This window comes from Pseudarthrobacter raffinosi (genome assembly GCF_023913835.1).
GTDB lineage: Bacteria > Actinomycetota > Actinomycetes > Actinomycetales > Micrococcaceae > Arthrobacter > Arthrobacter raffinosi.
This window is the reverse complement of the sequence record NZ_JAMXBG010000003.1, coordinates 83828-99379: the sequence shown is the minus strand read 5'-3', so window position 1 is coordinate 99379 and position 15552 is coordinate 83828. Positions and strand designations below refer to the sequence as shown.

The following is a 15552-nucleotide window of genomic DNA, read 5'->3' as shown; positions in this document are numbered from 1 at the left end:
AGTGTGCCGTGCCTTGGCTACGAATTGCCGGGAGTGCTGGTTGTGGAAGTCCCCGGAGTTGATACAGGCTCCGGCAGTGGCGGCAGGAGTGCTTCGTCCAGGACCATGCCGGGGACCGGGCCTGGCGACGCACGCCAATGGACGGTCCGCCGGGCCGCCGACTGAAGTGCTGAGAGTGCCCATACGCGTTCGCGCCCCTCGCTGAGCGCCACCACGTCGCCGAGTACCGGAAGTGTCCCCGCCTCCAGGGTTCCCAGCCCCGCTGCAGGGTCGGCCAGGAACGCCGGGCTCAGGACATAGCCGGGCTGCCTCGGGGGTACCGTGGCGCAGCGGGACCTGCCCATGGCCTCCGCTTCGCCCCGGAGGACGCCGTGCTGGGCCAGGAAGGTCGACGCCGGAGCAGCGGACCCGGAGTTAAGCCTGGTCAGCGCGGCCTGGTACGCGTAGACCAGTTCCAGCTCGCCCTGCACGGCCGAGGCCAAGGCTGAGCCGAGGTCCGCGCCAGTGCTGGCGGCGGGGTCGGCTGCTTCGCCGGCACAGCCGGCGGCTACTGATGCCGAAACAGGCAGGGTGGGCGCCGGCGATGCGGGGGAGGAGGGGCCAGACCCCGGGAGTGCAGCCAACGCAATCCCGGTCGCCGAGGCCAGGTCCTCTGCAGCCAGAAGCTGGGCAGTTCCGGTGCCGGCGAGAAGGCGGGCCATGCCGCCGTCGGCCGTTTCGGCATCGTGGAGCCGCTGTGCCCCGCTTGCCTGGAGGGCAGCGGCGAAGTCCGCGGTGGTGGACGGCCGCGTGACGGTGGCCAGCGCCGTGGACGGGGCAGGGACGGGGGCAGTAGCCGCACGGTCCAGGGCAGGATCGCCGGCCGCATCAGCCGGCAGCATCAACGCGCGGGCCTGGACAGTCAGCAAAGTCACAATCCGGGCAAGGGCGGCCGCTTGTGGGGCCGGCGCAGTGGCGCCGGCAGTGCCTTCGAGGTCCAGGCCAGCGGCCCTGAGGTTCAGGGAATCCGCGAACGCGGATGCCCTTGCTTGCTCGGAAAACGGCGGCGCCGCAGGCGGGGACGGTTCGCGGGGGATGAGCACCAATCCGAGGCTCACCACCAGAAGGGCGGCCAGCGCAAAAACGGCGTACTGGAAATAACGCCTGCGGCCGCCGGATTCCTGCGTGTCGTCTTTCACAACAGACCATGTTCTCACGCCTGATGCGAATCTTCGTGCACCACTGTGGCCGGAAAATCGTTAGGCTAGTAGTCACAACATCATCTATTGGAAGGCGGCCGGCATCGTGAGTAATGCAGAAGCCACGACTTCATCAGACGCTACCGGAACGGGTACCGCTGTTGCTGCGCCCGCCAACAATCCCGAAGCCGTCAGGCTCCGGGCGCTGTTGGAACCGGCGGTCCAGGCCAACCGCCTGTACCTCGAGGACGTAACCATCCTGGCCGGTTCACACCGCGTGGTCCACGTGGTGGTTGACCTGCCGCAGGAGGAAACCGGCGGCGTAAACCTCGATGTCATCGCTGACATCTCCAGGGTCCTCTCCGACGTCCTGGACAATGATCCCGCAGACGACGGGCGCCCCTACGACCTCGAGGTTTCCTCCCCGGGCGTCGCGCGTCCCCTCACCGAAGTCCGGCACTGGCACCGCGCCCGGGGCCGGCTGGTCAAGGTCAACGTCATCCAGGGCGAAAACGTCACCGGCAGGGTCCAGTCCGTGGACGATTCCGGCGTCACCATCATCCCGGAGATCGCCGTCAAGAAGGGCATGAAGCCCAAGCAGGGCGAGCCCCAGATTCTTCCTTTCGACAGGATCCGTAACGGAAAAGTCGAGATCGAATTCAGCCACCTCGAAGAAGCTGGTCTGGAACCTGAGCACAATGGACCTTCTGAGGAGGCCTGATGGATATTGACATGAGCGCGCTGAGACTACTGGAGCGTGAGCGCGAAATTCCGCTGGACCTCCTGATCCCCACCATCGAGCAGGCGCTCCTGGTGGCGTACCATAAATCGCCCGGCGCCTTCGAGAAGGCCCGGGCCGAGCTGGACCGCAAGAGCGGCCACGTAACCATCTGGGCAGTGGAGATCGACGACGACGGCGCCCCCATCGGCGAGTTCGAGGACACGCCTGCCGGCTTCGGCCGTATCGCGGCGAGCACCGCACGCCAGATCATCCTGCAGCGCCTGCGCGACGTCGAGGACGACGCCATACTGGGTGAGTTCAAGGGCCGCGAGGGTGAACTTGTGGCCGGCCTGATCCAGCAGGGCAACAACCCGCACATGATCCAGGTCAACCTGGGTTCGGTGGAGGCCCTGCTGCCGCCGCCCGAACAGGTGCCGGGGGAGAAGTACATCCACGGCAACCGGCTCCGCGCCATCGTTATCGATGTCCACCGCGGCACCAAGGGCCCGTCCGTCACCCTGTCCCGTTCACACCCGGGCCTCGTCCGGAAGCTCTTCGAACTGGAGGTCCCGGAGATCGCGGACCGCTCTGTGGAGATCGTGGCACTGGCCCGCGAGGCCGGCCACCGTACCAAGATCGCGGTCAAGGCCCACACCCAGGGCATCAACGCCAAGGGCGCCTGCATCGGCGAAATGGGTTCCCGCGTCCGCGCCGTTATGACGGAACTGAACGACGAAAAAATCGACATCGTCGACTTCAGCGAGGATCCGGCAACGTTTATTGCCAGTGCACTCTCCCCTTCGCGTGTGAATTCGGTCACTATCGTGGACGAGGCCACCCGCTCCGCGCGTGTGGTGGTCCCGGACTACCAGCTCTCGCTGGCCATCGGCAAAGAGGGCCAGAACGCCCGGCTGGCGGCCAAGCTGACGGGCTGGCGAATCGATATTGTCTCGGACGCTGCCCCGGCGCGCGAAAGCTAATCCGGTTCCGGGGCTTCGGCCGGCGGCGGATACCTCCGGCCGAAGCCCCGGTTTCGGGCAGAACTGCCCGGAGGGGCTAGAATAGACATGACCGCGCCTAACGGCCGGTATTCGTGTGCCCTGAGAATTCCCGTTCCGCCGATGCGGTTGGGGCCTCAGGGCCGGCAGTTATGAACGTCAGGAAGATACTCACCGTGGCAGAAGTGCTTCACACCGAGGATCAACCGCAGCGTACCTGCATCGGATGCCGGAAGCAGGCACCGCGGTCTGAGTTACTCCGGCTCGTCGCCGAAGGCAGCGGTTCCACCGCAGTGCTGGTAGACGAACGACGCCGGATGGCTGGCAGGGGTGCATGGCTGCACCCCAGCGAAGCGTGCCTGGCCCTGGCGGTCAAGCGGCGAGCATTCGGAAGGGCCCTCAACGGCGCAACCGGGTCCACCGCCGTCGAACGCCGGATCATGGCAGGCAAGCAGGACGCCGGCCCGTTGCAGGTACCCCTGGTAGCTGCAGCAAAAACCGTCCAACCTGAAAGCGGGTCAGAAAACTGATGGAAACCCGATGAGTTCCCAGCGATGAGTGCGCAACGATGACAACTTTGTTGCGCTCTGCAATGGGCCCTGTAGTTGCAACCGCGGCTGGGGCCCGCAGTAAGAAGTAGACGGTTCGTGCCTGGCTCGGTGCGGACCGAGACAGGAGAAATGTGGCCAAGGTCCGCGTACACGAGCTTGCTAAAGAGCTCGGTATTACTTCCAAAGATGCAGTAACCAAACTGCAGGAACTGGGCGAATTCGTTCGCTCCGCTTCTTCAACCATTGAGGCCCCGGTGGTGCGGAAACTCCGCAACGCCTACCCCGACGCAGCTGCCAAGACCGCAGCTCCGGCAGCCGCGCCCAAGGCGCCTGCCCCGTCGGCCGACACACGACCGGCAGCACCTGCTCCGGGCCCCGCAGCTCCCTCAGCCCCGGCGGCACCAGCTGCTGCGGCTCCGGCTGCACCCGCTGCCGTTTCCGCAGCTCCGGCAGCACCTGCCGCAGCACCGGTTGCGTCAGCCCCGGCCGCAAGCGCACCGTCCACCGGCGCCAAGCCCGGTGCCCGTCCGGCACCGAAGGCTGAAGCCCCGGCCGCACCGACCCGCTCCGGCGGATCAACGCAGGGTGGTTCGCAGGGCGGCTCCGCACCGCGTCCCGGCGGTCCCCGTCCGGGCAACAACCCGTTCGCCACGTCCCAGGGCATGCCCCGCGGCCGCGGTGGCGACGGAGAGCGTGCTCCCCGTCCGGGTAACAACCCGTTCGCTCCTTCGCAGGGCATGCCCCGCGCGGGTGGAAGCCGTCCCGACGGCGACCGTCCGGGTGGTCCGCGTCCCGCGGCCGGTGCCGGTGGTCCCCGTCCGGGTGGTCCGCGTCCCGCAGCCGGTGCCGGTGGCCCCCGTCCGGGTGGTCCGCGTCCCGCAGCAGGCGCCGGCGGCGCTGGTGGTCCGCGTACCGCGGGTGCCGGTGGAAACCGTCCTACTCCGGGCATGATGCCCAACCGCACTGAGCGTCCCGCACCCGCTGGTGCAGGCCGTCCCGGTGGCGGCGCCCGTGGTCCCGGACGTCCGGGTGGCGCTCCAGGCACCGGTGGCGCACCGGGTGCCGGTGGCGGCGCTCCGGCCGGCGGTGGCTTCGGCAAGGGTGGCCGCGGTCGCGGTGGCACCCAGGGTGCTTTCGGTAAGGGCGGCGCAGGCCGCGGCAAGCAGCGCAAGTCGAAGCGTGCCAAGCGCCAGGAACTCGAGCAGATGAGTGCCCCGTCGCTGGGTGGCGTGAGCGTACCCCGCGGCGACGGCAACACCGTAGTCCGACTTCGCCGTGGCTCGTCCATTACGGACTTCGCCGACAAGATCGAGGCGAACCCCGCAGCACTGGTGACGGTCCTCTTCCACCTCGGCGAAATGGCCACGGCCACGCAGTCGCTGGATGAAGAGACCTTCGCACTGCTCGGCGAGGAGCTTGGCTACAAGCTCCAGGTTGTCTCGCCGGAGGACGAGGAGCGCGAGCTGCTCTCCGGTTTCGACATCGACTTCGAAGCAGAACTCGAAGCCGAAGGCGACGGAGACCTTGAGGCACGTCCTCCGGTTGTCACCGTTATGGGCCACGTTGACCACGGTAAAACCCGCCTGCTCGATGCCATCCGCAAGTCCGACGTTATGGCGGGCGAGCACGGCGGCATCACGCAGCACATCGGTGCTTACCAGGTCACGCACACCCACGAAGACATCGACCGTAAGATCACCTTCATCGATACTCCGGGCCACGAGGCGTTCACCGCCATGCGTGCTCGTGGTGCGAAGGTCACCGACATCGCCATCCTGGTGGTCGCAGCGGACGACGGCGTAATGCCGCAGACCGTTGAGGCACTCAACCACGCGCAGGCTGCAAATGTGCCGATCGTGGTGGCTGTGAACAAGATCGACAAGGAAGGCGCCAACCCGGAGAAGGTCCGCGGCCAGCTGACCGAGTACGGCCTGGTTCCCGAAGAATACGGTGGCGACACCATGTTCGTGGAGGTCTCTGCCCGCCAGAACCTCAACATTGACGAGCTGCTCGAGGCTGTCCTGCTCACCGCGGACGCTGCCCTGGACATGCGCGCCAACCCGAACAAGGACGCCCGCGGTATCGCGATCGAAGCCAACCTGGACAAGGGCCGCGGTTCCGTGGCCACCGTCCTGGTGCAGTCCGGCACCCTGCGTGTCGGTGACACGATCGTGGCCGGTACGGCTCACGGCCGCGTCCGCGCCATGTTCGACGACGACGGCAGTGTCCTGACCGAGGCCGGCCCGTCCCGCCCCGTGCAGGTTCTGGGTCTGTCCAACGTGCCGCGCGCCGGCGACACCTTCTTTGTGACCGCTGACGAGCGCACCGCCCGCCAGATCGCCGAGAAGCGTGAAGCAGCCGACCGCAACGCCGCCCTCGCCAAGCGCCGCAAGCGCATCAGCCTGGAAGACTTCGACCAGGCCGTGGCCGACGGCAAGATCGACACCCTCAACCTCATCCTCAAGGGTGACGTGTCCGGTGCCGTGGAAGCCCTCGAAGACGCACTGCTCAAGATCGACGTCGGCGAAGGCGTGCAGTTGCGCGTCATCCACCGCGGCGTTGGTGCTATCACGCAGAACGACGTCAACCTGGCAACGGTCGACAGCGCCGTTATCATCGGCTTCAACGTCAAGCCTGCCGAGCGGGTTGCCGAACTGGCAGACCGCGAAGGCGTGGACATGCGCTTCTACTCCGTCATCTACGCAGCAATCGATGACATCGAGATGGCCCTCAAGGGCATGCTCAAGCCGGAGTACGAAGAGGTCCAGCTGGGCACCGCCGAGGTCCGCGAAGTCTTCCGCTCTTCCAAGTTCGGAAACATCGCCGGTTCCATCGTTCGCTCGGGCATCATCCGACGCAACACGAAGGCGCGCATCAGCCGCGACGGCAAGATCATCGGTGAGAACCTCACCGTTGAGACGCTCAAGCGCTTCAAGGACGACGCCACTGAGGTCCGCACGGACTTCGAGTGTGGTATCGGTCTTGGTTCGTTCAACGACATCACCGAGGGCGACATCATCGAGACCTTCGAGATGCGCGAAAAGCCGCGCGTCTAGGGTTCGTTGCTTGACGGGTCGGGGGCGTCGGATTTTTCCGGCGACCCCGCCCTTTCCGCCGCAGAGGGGGCCCCGCCCCTACGACGGACGGCCAGCGATCTACGATCGTTGGCCGTCCGTCTCCGGCAGGCCCGATGCCACTCCCGGGCCCCCTCAACGGCTCCAAAGGGCCGCCGGAAAAACCCAACGGGAGTCCGTCGTAGACTCGCCTTTAGTGCGTGGCAGATAACTGAAACGTGCGACGTGGCCCATTTGGCCGCCGTCGTACATCCCAAATTTTTAGGAGTGGAAATGGCTGATCCCGCACGGGCTGCCAAGTTGGCGCAGCGGATTAAGGTTGTTGTTGCTGAGGCCTTGGGCCGGAAGGTTAAGGATCCTCGGCTGGAGGGCATTACTGTTACTGATGCCCGGGTGACCAATGATCTGCAGCATGCCACGATCTACTACACCGTTTTCGGCGACCAGGCTGTGCAGGCCGATGCTGCCAAGGGCCTGGAGAAGGCCAAGGGTGTGCTCCGCCAGGAGGTGGGGCGCAACGTGACTGTCCGCCTGACGCCGACGCTTGAATTTGTGGCGGACCAGATCCCCGTCGTTGCCTCAAACCTGGAGGACCTGCTCCGGGCCGCCAAGAAGCGCGACGCCGAGGTGGCTGCGCTGGCCGAAAACGCCAAGCACGCCGGCGAGGCCGACCCGTACAAGAGCGACATTCCCGCCGATGTGGAGATCGATGAGGACGACTTCGACGAAGAGGATATTGACCTCACCGACGACGAAGACCTCGACGAAGACGCCAACAAGTAGCTTGACGCGAAGAAGGCCCGGACCCGAAGTTGGGTCCGGGTCTTTTTCGTCTGCGGGATGTTCCCTGCGTTTCCTACCGGATACTGGCCTTCAGGACCGTTCCCGCGGTGAGGTCAGCGAAGCTGAAACCGGCTGTGGCATAGAGGGTTTTCCCTCTCAGCTCCACCGCGGCAGGACCGTCGACGGCCAGGAACTGTGACTGTTCGCGGGTCCAGGCGTCGATCCTGACGATCTCATTGCCGAACATGGAAGCTGCGTAGACGTCCCCACTGCCGGATACGGCTATGCCCGTGGGGCTCAGGATCTCATCGGCCCACAGGTGGATCGCCCCGGTCCATGGATTGACCCGGAAGATGGCACCGCGGTGGCCCAGGGAAGGATCCTCCGGACCGCCCGGCAGCGACGAGACGTACAGCCAGCCGTCGGGGCCGATCTCTACATCGGTGGGCACCGGTTCAAATGCGTAGTCGTGTCCGACAACGCAGGACGGGAAGCCAACAGCCGAGGCAGCCTCTGCAGTGGCTTCCGCCGGACGCGGAGGCAGGACCGCGAGGGTGGAAGTCTCCCCGGTGGCGGCGTTGACCTTGAGGATGGCATTCATCCCGGCGTCGGCCACGAAGACGGTATTGCCATGAACCGCTGCGGCATAGGGGTGTGAGTCGACCGCCCCGGAGTATTGTGCCGGCGGGAACGGCGCCGTAATTTGGGCCAGGCACTCGGCGGTCACGTCGGATCCGAAGCCGTAGTCCTGGAATCCGTCCGGGTTGTTCTGACGCTCGTAGGTCGCGAGGTCCACAATGGTCCTGACCTCCCCGCGCCTGTCGATTGACTTCAAATAGCCGGCCAGTGCTGTGGGATCTCCGCCGCCTCCCCCGACGCTTTCGACGAAAAACGTGGTGGTGCCCCGTGTCTCAACACCGCCAACGTCCCAGCCCGCATTCGTGTAAACGTTGGTCGTTTGCCCGTCATCCTCGACGCGGTCCAGCGTGCCCGCAAAGTTCTGCGTGATGAGGACGCTCTTGCCAGGACCCAAGGCCAGGCTCAACGGCGTCATCAGGTGCTCCGCCAGGGTTTCGGGTCCGGACGGTTTCTGCGTAGCCGTGGCGGGCGCGACGGGGATGATCATCGCCGCTGCTGCCAGGCACGCGACGATCGGAAACTTCTTGTTCATTGGATCCTCCGGAGTTGACGTGCACCCCGTCGCCGGGGCCTGGCCTGAGACCAAGTCAATGCGATCCGAACTGCCCCCGGCGCTAGGTTAGTCCCGCGAAAGCAATGACGTCGACGGCATTTCCCCCTAATGTGCCCCCTATTTTGAACCGGAAATCCTGGCTCATGGCTAGGATCTAGTTATGACGCAGGCGAGCGACAACCACGAGGCCACCCGATACCTGGAACAGGCCATTGAGCTGGCTGTCCGGAACGTCTCCGACGGTGGCGGCCCGTTCGGTGCGCTGGTTGTGACCCCGGATGGGCGGGTCCATGAAGGCACCAACCGGGTCACCCGGGACAACGACCCCACCGCGCATGCCGAAGTGGTGGCAATCCGCGCTGCGGCAGCCGCAGGCGCCACGTTCGACCTGAGCGGCGCCGTGCTCTACACCAGCTGCGAGCCGTGCCCGCTGTGCCTGTCAGCCGCACTGTGGGCGCGGATTGATCGAGTCTATTTTGCGGCCGACCGCCATGGTGCAGCCGCGGCCGGTTTCGACGACGCCGTGTTCTACGAGTATTTCAACGGCACGCGTCCGGAACTTCTGCCGGTCGCCCAAACCGCCATTCCGGCGTCGGACGCTCCGTTTGACGCGTGGCGCCGCAACACGAAACGCAAGGATTACTAACCAGGTGCCGGATCATGAATCCTGGCGTTCAGGCAGCCTGCCGACACCCTCCACCAAATCGTTGCGGGTACCGCACAGCGCGATCCGTACCCAGCCCTCGCCGATCGAGCCAAAGGCAGTTCCCGGCGCAAGCGCAACGCCGGAATCGGCCAGGAACCTGCGGGCCCAGCTGCGGACGTCCCCGTCGCTGACATGGGAGACGTTGGCCCACAGATAGAAGGCTCCCTGTGCACTCAGGTACGGGATTCGCTTGTCCTCCAGCACTGCTGAGGCCGCGTCCCGGTTGGCCCGGTAGTGGTCGTGGGCGTGACCGACGTAGTCCTGCGGGCCTGTCAGTGCCGCGAGCGCGGCGTACTGCGACGGCGAGGCAACGCAGGAGACAATCGCTTCCATCACGTTGTTCATCTTCTGCTCCAGCCCCGGCGGACAGACCAGGGCGCCGATCCTCAGGCCGGTGAGGCCGTACGTCTTCGAGAGAGTCAGCGACGTGAACACGCGCGCCTCGCCGGGCACGTCGCTGTCGAACCGGGCCGGGCTGACGTGGGGGACGTCGTAAGTGAAGGCCTCGTAGCATTCGTCGGAAATGATCCAGAGATCGCGCTTGCGGGCCAGGTCCACAAGTTGCCGGGTCAGGTCCTCGCCGAGGACGGCGCCCAGCGGGTTGGACGGGGAATTCAGGATGAGCACCCGGGTCCGGTCCGTGATGAGCGCTTCAATGTCCTGGATCCGCGGCTGGAAGTCATGCTCGGGATACAGCGGGTAGCCCACCGGCACGGCATTCAGGAGCCGGCTGGTCATGGCGAACGTGGGGTAGCCGGGGTTCGGGATCAGGATTTCGTCGCCGGGGGAGAGCAGGAGGCTCATGGCGAAGTGCAGGCCCTGTTGCGCTCCGTCCACCACGTAGACGCGCTCGGCACCGAGGCCGGTGTTGAGTCCGGCGCGTTCACGGAACCGGGTGGCGAACGCTTCACGGAGGGCCGGGATGCCGGCGTTGGGCGTGTAATTCGTTTCGTCCCGGTCGAGGCACGCCATGCCGGCTTCCAGGATGTGGCGGGGGAGCGCGAAGCCCGGCTCGCCGATGCTCAGGACGATGGCCCCGGGAGTATGCCAGGCGGCCTCGGTGATTTCGCGGATCTGGTTGACGGGGACGTCGCGCGCGTGCGCCGCAAGCTCAGGCATGGATGCCATCCTAGCCGCCACCCGCGCACCTGGGCGGGGTCCGTCGCCAGCGCCGATATACTGGGAAGCGTGCTTTCTGGACTGGTGATAGTGGACAAACCGCAGGGATGGACCAGCCATGATGTGGTTGGTCGGATGCGGCGTCTCGCCGGGACCCGGAAAGTGGGGCACGCCGGCACCCTTGATCCCATGGCTACCGGCGTCCTGGTGGTCGGCATCAACAAGGCCACCCGGCTCTTGACCTACATCGTGGGCACGTCCAAGACGTACACGGCAACCATCCGGTTGGGCCAGTCCACTATCACGGACGACGCCGAAGGTGACGTGATTGCCGCCGTCAGTGCCGCCGCCGTCGCCGATGAAGCAATTCACGACGGCGTCGCCGCCCTCACGGGTGAAATCCAGCAGGTGCCCAGCAGCGTCAGCGCCATTAAAGTCAACGGAGAACGTGCCTACGCCCGGGTCCGCTCCGGTGAAGAGGTAAAGCTCGCGGCGCGCCCGGTCACCATCCACCGTTTCGAAGTTCACGCCATCAACCGGGAAGCGGGCGGCGACGTCGTGGACATTGATGTCACCGTTGAGTGCTCATCCGGTACCTATATCCGCGCCCTCGCCCGTGACCTCGGCGACGGGCTGGGAGTGGGCGGCCACCTGACCGCCCTCCGCCGGACCCACGTTGGCCCGTACTCGCTGGACCAGGCCCGGACGTTGGAACAGCTGGCCGAGGAGCTGAATGTCCTGGAGATGTCCCAGGCTGCCCGGGCACTGATGCCTAACCGCGAACTCACAGCGGAGGAGGCCAGAGAGATTTCCTTCGGACGCCGGATCGCAGCGGGAGCGGAAGCAGGAGATCCCGCGGCTGCCACCACTGAGCACCCGGCAGCAGCGTTCGCGCCGGACGGCAGCCTCGTGGCGCTCCTGGCGGACTCCGGAAACTTTGCCAAGCCTGTCCTGGTATTCGCGCCTGGCAACGGTGCGTCAGAAAAAACTGCGCCCCGGAATGCTGCGCCCGAGAATGTTGTGCCTGAAGATGCTGCGGGCGGGGACGCTTAGGCATGGACGCCTATTTCTACATCATCCTGGTGGTCGGCCTGCTCTCCAGCGGAATCTGCCTCGGTGCCGGCATCCTGAAAAAAGCCCCCAACGATCTCACCATCCTGTCCGTTGCCGCCGTCGAGCTGGCACTGCTGGTTTACCTGGTGGGTTCGATCGTGCGGGTGATCGCGGGCGAACCGATTGCCGGGGAAGCCTGGGAATTCTGGGGATACCTGGCCACGGCGATGCTCCTGCCGCCGGCAGCCGTGTACTGGTCCATCCTGGAACGGACCCGCTGGAGCAACTTTGTCCTCGCCGCCGTCGGTGTCACGGCCTTGGTGATGGCCGCCCGCATGAACCAGATCTGGTACTGAAATGGAAGAAGTACGCAACGTGAAAGCACCTCGTTCCGAAGCCGCCCGTGCCAAGGCAGACGCCAAGGCCGGCGTCAAGGACACTCGGAACACCGGCCCCGGACGCCTGCTCATCGCCGTCTATGCAGTGTTTGCCATTTCGGCCACCGCACGCGCCGGTTACCAGATCCTTACCAAGTTCTCCGAAGCCCCGCTCGCCTACCTGCTTTCCGCGTTCGCGGCGCTGGTCTACGTTGTGGCAACGGTGTCCCTGGCCAAGCCCGGCCGCACCTGGTTCAAGATCTCGCTGGCCGCCGTCCTGGTGGAACTTGTGGGCGTGCTGGTAGTGGGGGCGTTGAGCGTGTTTGATTCAGTGGCGTTCCCGCATGAGACCGTCTGGTCCCTTTTTGGCCGGGGGTACGCGTTCATTCCGCTGCTGCTGCCTGTCCTGGGTCTGGTGTGGCTGTACCGGCGCCGGCCGAACCAGCAGTAGACCGCACCAGCGGCAAACAGCACCAGCGATCGGCCGCCGCGGTCGGGCCTCCGGACATGTCCTCGTGTGCCATCCAGTTGGCCCGGCGCCGTCCGGCAGCAGTACTGAATGCGGGTAATCTTAGAGAGTTCCGGCGCCGGTGCGTTCGGAGAGATGTCAGTTTTAGGCAGTAAAAGGCGAGGGTGATGGTCTACATCTGGAACGATCCGTCCGAGGTCCCGGCGGACTTTGGTCCCTCCGTTGTCACTTTCGGCAACTTCGACGGCGTCCATCGCGGGCACCAGCAAGTGCTTTCCGAGCTAATCCGCTCGGCCCGCTTCAACGGGACGAAGGCCGTTGCCGTCACCTTTGACCCGCACCCGGCCTTGATCCACCGCCCGGAGTCCGCGCCTGAAATGATCATGGGCCTGCAGGACAAACTGGTCGCATTGGGGGAGCTGGGCCTGGATGCAATTTTGGTGATGAAGTACTCGCTGAACCTGGCCAGTCTCACCCCTGAAGAATTTGTGAGCCAGGTCCTGGTGGACAGCCTGCACGCCAGCCACGTGGTGATCGGTCACGATTCCCGGTTCGGCCGGGGCAACTCCGGTGACCTTGACACCATGAAGCAACTGGGCGAAAAGTTCGACTTCGACGTCCAGGTCATCAGCGAGTTCGGTTCGGAAGGCTACCCGCTGCATGACGACGACGGCACCGACCGCCGCTGCTCCTCCACCTGGGTGCGTGAAGCATTGCAGGAAGGCGACGTCGCCACCGCCGCCGCGGTGCTGGGACGACCGCACCGCATGCGCGGGGAGGTTGTCCACGGTGCTGCCCGCGGCCGCGTACTCGGGTTCCCCACCGCTAACCTTGCCCACGAGGCCACCGGGTTCATCCCCGCGGACGGCATCTACGCCGGCTGGCTGGTGGACCAGGCGGGCACTCGCTGGCCGGCGGCCATCTCGGTGGGGTCCAATCCCACGTTCGACGGCGTCAGCCGCCAGGTCGAAGCCCATGTGATTGACCGTCCGCACGAGGCCGTGGAGGATTTCGATCTGTACGGCCAGACAGTAGTGGTCGAATTTGTGGCCCGGCTCCGCGGCATGGTGGCATACCGTGGGCCGGAGGCGCTTGTTGACCAGATGCGTCTGGACGTTATTCAGGCCCACGATCTCCTGGTGCGGCGCTGACCCGGTCCCACCAGCACCGAACACCCAGAGAGGCAGCACCGTGGCCGTCGAGAAGAACACCCGCAAACTGGACAAAGGCATAGTCCGCGATTTCAGTTCCCGGATGAGCTACGCGTCCTACCTCCAGCTGCCCACCCTGCTCAGCGCACAGCAACCTGTCAGCACGCCCGAACACCACGACGAGCTGCTGTTCATCATCCAGCACCAGACCACCGAGCTGTGGCTGAAGCTGGTGCTGCACGAGCTCCGCAGCGCCGCGGCCTGGCTGCGCGCAGACGATCTCGGCTCCGCGCTCAAAGGCATCGCCCGGGTCAAGCACATCCAAAAAACCCTGACGGAGCAATGGTCCGTCCTGGCCACGCTGACGCCCACGGAGTACTCCCAGTTCCGCGGGTTCCTGGGCAACTCCTCCGGATTCCAGTCCAGCCAATACCGGGCCGTGGAGTTTATCCTCGGCAACAAAAACCGAAAAATGCTGCCGGTCTTCGAATCTGACCCGGACGCGCACGTCATGCTGGAGGACGTGCTTAAGGCGCCCAGCATCTACGACGAGTTCCTGGCCTACCTGGCCCGGCAGGGCTTCGACGTGCCACAGTCCGTCCTGGAGCGGGACGTCACCCGTGCCCACGAGTTCTGCCCTGAGCTGGTGCCGCTGTTCAAGCACATCTACGAAAACGCCGCCGCTAACTGGGGTGCGTACGAGGCGTGCGAGGAACTGGTGGACCTGGAGGATAATTTCCAGCTCTGGCGGTTCCGGCACCTGCGAACCGTCCAGCGGACCATCGGGATGAAATCTGGAACCGGGGGATCCAGCGGCGCTGCCTTCCTGCAAAAGGCCCTTGAGCTCACCTTCTTCCCGGAACTGTTCGCCGTACGAACGGAGATCGGCCAGTGAGCAGCGCAATGGACGCGAACATGGAGAACCACGACGCCGCCGACCTCCTTGAGCAGGCCGCGCAACTGGATGCAGGCGACCCGTTGGCGCGCTACCGCGGCCTCTTCATCGGGACGGACACGGACCTTTCCTACCTCGACGGCAATTCCCTGGGCCGCCCGCTGAAGCGGACACAACGGGACATCAGCACCTTTATCGGGGAAGGCTGGGGCGGCCGGCTCATCCGTGGCTGGGATGAGGAATGGCTGGACCTGCCCCAGACCATCGGCGATCAGCTGGGCCGCGCTGTCCTCGGCGCAGCCCGGGGCCAGACCGTCATCGCCGACTCAACCACGGTGGTGCTCTACAAACTGATCCGCGCCGCGCTGGCCACCGTGGCTGACCCCGCCCGCACAGAGTTCGTCCTGGACACGGATAACTTCCCCACGGACCGCTACCTGGTCGAGGGCATCGCCCGCGAGGAAGGCCTGACCCTGCGGTGGATCGAAGCCGATCCTGCGTCCGGAGTCACCGTCGAACAGGTGCGGGACGCGACCGGCCCGGCCACCGCCGTCGTACTTCTGAGCCACGTGGCCTACCGCTCAGGCTTCCTGGCCGACCTTCCGGGCATCACGGAAGTTGCACACAGCGCGGGGGCGCTGGTGGTCTGGGACGTGTGCCACTCCGCCGGATCCGTGGAGCTGGACCTGGACGGGGCAAACGTGGATTTTGCCGCGGGCTGCACCTACAAATACCTCAACGGGGGACCGGGCTCGCCGGCGTTCGCCTACGTCAATCGCAGGCACCTGCCCGGTCTGAAACAGCCGATCTGGGGCTGGATGGGACGCAAGGACGCGTTCGAGATGGCCGCAGGCTACGAGCCGGCGCCCGGTATCCGGAGTTTCCTCAGCGGCACTCCGGCCATCTTCGGGATGTTGGCCATGCGCGGCACCCTGGACCTCATCGAAGAGGCCGGCATGGCTGCCATCCGGGAGAAGTCCCTGAAACTCACAGCCTTCGCCGTTCAGCTGTTTGAGGCATGGCTGGAACCGGCGGGCGTCGAGCTGGCGTCGCCGCGTGAGCCGGAGCTTCGCGGGAGCCACATCACCGTGGATCATCCGGCGTTCCGGAACGTGACGGCGGCGCTGTGGGAACAGGACGTCATCCCGGACTTCCGCGCACCACACGGGATCCGCGTGGGGTTGTCGCCCTTGAGCACCAGCTTCGCGGAGCTGTTCCGGGGGATGGCCGCCATCCGGGATCAGCTGCGTCGCTGAGCCACGGGCATTTGGTGACGGCCTTTTGG

General features: G+C 65.6%; 15 protein-coding genes. 12 read left to right on the top strand and 3 right to left on the bottom strand.

Annotated elements, in window-relative coordinates:
- Positions 1-17: 17 nt before the first annotated feature.
- The gene (locus NG697_RS04070) at positions 18-1178 is read right to left on the bottom strand and encodes a DUF4439 domain-containing protein (RefSeq protein WP_252607887.1); all 1161 of its coding nucleotides are present in this window, start codon (positions 1176-1178) and stop codon (positions 18-20) included.
- Positions 1179-1284: 106 nt separating this feature from the next.
- Between NG697_RS04070 and rimP the strand changes: the two genes are divergently transcribed.
- From rimP to rbfA, 5 genes are all read left to right on the top strand, one after another.
- Positions 1285-1899: a ribosome maturation factor RimP gene (gene rimP / locus NG697_RS04065; RefSeq protein ID WP_252613667.1), complete on the top strand. Its 615-nt coding sequence runs from the start codon at positions 1285-1287 to the stop codon at positions 1897-1899.
- Positions 1899-2879, top strand: a complete 981-nt coding sequence (gene nusA / locus NG697_RS04060; protein ID WP_058929500.1) for a transcription termination factor NusA — start codon at positions 1899-1901, stop codon at positions 2877-2879. Before rimP ends, nusA begins: the two co-directional genes overlap by 1 nt.
- 170 nt (positions 2880-3049) lie before the next feature.
- Positions 3050-3427, top strand: a complete 378-nt coding sequence (locus tag NG697_RS04055) for a YlxR family protein (RefSeq protein ID WP_252575299.1) — start codon at positions 3050-3052, stop codon at positions 3425-3427.
- A gap of 152 nt (positions 3428-3579) precedes the next feature.
- Positions 3580-6504, top strand: a complete 2925-nt coding sequence (infB, locus tag NG697_RS04050) for a translation initiation factor IF-2 (RefSeq protein ID WP_252613666.1) — start codon at positions 3580-3582, stop codon at positions 6502-6504.
- Between the two features lie 291 nt (positions 6505-6795).
- Complete coding sequence (rbfA, locus tag NG697_RS04045; protein WP_104063111.1) at positions 6796-7305, top strand: 30S ribosome-binding factor RbfA; 510 nt, start codon at positions 6796-6798, stop codon at positions 7303-7305.
- Between the two features lie 73 nt (positions 7306-7378).
- Here rbfA and NG697_RS04040 read toward each other — a convergent pair whose 3' ends face one another.
- Positions 7379-8476, bottom strand: a complete 1098-nt coding sequence (locus NG697_RS04040) for a ScyD/ScyE family protein (protein ID WP_252607892.1) — start codon at positions 8474-8476, stop codon at positions 7379-7381.
- A 181-nt stretch (positions 8477-8657) separates the two neighbouring features.
- Here NG697_RS04040 and NG697_RS04035 point away from each other — a divergent pair, with 181 nt between their 5' ends.
- Complete coding sequence (locus tag NG697_RS04035) at positions 8658-9143, top strand: nucleoside deaminase (protein WP_058929495.1); 486 nt, start codon at positions 8658-8660, stop codon at positions 9141-9143.
- A 12-nt stretch (positions 9144-9155) separates the two neighbouring features.
- Here the strand turns inward: NG697_RS04035 and NG697_RS04030 are convergent, their stop codons facing one another.
- The gene (locus NG697_RS04030) at positions 9156-10322 is read right to left on the bottom strand and encodes a pyridoxal phosphate-dependent aminotransferase (RefSeq protein WP_252600028.1); all 1167 of its coding nucleotides are present in this window, start codon (positions 10320-10322) and stop codon (positions 9156-9158) included.
- 69 nt (positions 10323-10391) lie between these two features.
- Between NG697_RS04030 and truB the strand changes: the two genes are divergently transcribed.
- The 6 genes from truB to NG697_RS04000 all read left to right on the top strand — a co-directional run bounded on the left by truB (position 10392) and on the right by NG697_RS04000 (position 15523).
- Complete coding sequence (truB, locus tag NG697_RS04025; protein ID WP_252600029.1) at positions 10392-11375, top strand: tRNA pseudouridine(55) synthase TruB; 984 nt, start codon at positions 10392-10394, stop codon at positions 11373-11375.
- 2 nt (positions 11376-11377) lie between these two features.
- A complete protein-coding gene (locus NG697_RS04020) occupies positions 11378-11731 on the top strand; it encodes a hypothetical protein (RefSeq protein WP_248761780.1) in 354 nt (117 codons plus the stop codon).
- 1 nt (position 11732) lies between these two features.
- The gene (locus NG697_RS04015) at positions 11733-12203 is read left to right on the top strand and encodes a hypothetical protein (RefSeq protein ID WP_248761779.1); all 471 of its coding nucleotides are present in this window, start codon (positions 11733-11735) and stop codon (positions 12201-12203) included.
- Between the two features lie 185 nt (positions 12204-12388).
- Positions 12389-13372: a bifunctional riboflavin kinase/FAD synthetase gene (locus NG697_RS04010; RefSeq protein WP_252600030.1), complete on the top strand. Its 984-nt coding sequence runs from the start codon at positions 12389-12391 to the stop codon at positions 13370-13372.
- 40 nt (positions 13373-13412) lie between these two features.
- The gene (kynA, locus tag NG697_RS04005) at positions 13413-14267 is read left to right on the top strand and encodes a tryptophan 2,3-dioxygenase (RefSeq protein WP_252613665.1); all 855 of its coding nucleotides are present in this window, start codon (positions 13413-13415) and stop codon (positions 14265-14267) included.
- Positions 14268-14275: 8 nt separating this feature from the next.
- Complete coding sequence (locus tag NG697_RS04000) at positions 14276-15523, top strand: kynureninase (RefSeq protein WP_374209891.1); 1248 nt, start codon at positions 14276-14278, stop codon at positions 15521-15523.
- Positions 15524-15552: the final 29 nt, after the last annotated feature.

Excerpts from the sequence above, each read along its gene's own strand:
- NG697_RS04020 (WP_248761780.1), top strand. The coding sequence starts at position 11,378 with ATGGACGCCTATTTCTACATCATCCTGGTGGTCGGCCTGCTCTCCAGC.
- NG697_RS04015 (WP_248761779.1), top strand. The coding sequence starts at position 11,733 with ATGGAAGAAGTACGCAACGTGAAAGCACCTCGTTCCGAAGCCGCCCGT.
- NG697_RS04030 (WP_252600028.1), bottom strand. The coding sequence starts at position 10,322 with ATGCCTGAGCTTGCGGCGCACGCGCGCGACGTCCCCGTCAACCAGATC.
- NG697_RS04010 (WP_252600030.1), top strand. The coding sequence starts at position 12,389 with ATGGTCTACATCTGGAACGATCCGTCCGAGGTCCCGGCGGACTTTGGT.
- NG697_RS04055 (WP_252575299.1), top strand. The coding sequence starts at position 3,050 with ATGAACGTCAGGAAGATACTCACCGTGGCAGAAGTGCTTCACACCGAG.
- NG697_RS04040 (WP_252607892.1), bottom strand. The coding sequence starts at position 8,476 with ATGAACAAGAAGTTTCCGATCGTCGCGTGCCTGGCAGCAGCGGCGATG.
- NG697_RS04035 (WP_058929495.1), top strand. The coding sequence starts at position 8,658 with ATGACGCAGGCGAGCGACAACCACGAGGCCACCCGATACCTGGAACAG.
- rbfA (WP_104063111.1), top strand. The coding sequence starts at position 6,796 with ATGGCTGATCCCGCACGGGCTGCCAAGTTGGCGCAGCGGATTAAGGTT.
- nusA (WP_058929500.1), top strand. The coding sequence starts at position 1,899 with ATGGATATTGACATGAGCGCGCTGAGACTACTGGAGCGTGAGCGCGAA.
- NG697_RS04000 (WP_374209891.1), top strand. The coding sequence starts at position 14,276 with ATGGACGCGAACATGGAGAACCACGACGCCGCCGACCTCCTTGAGCAG.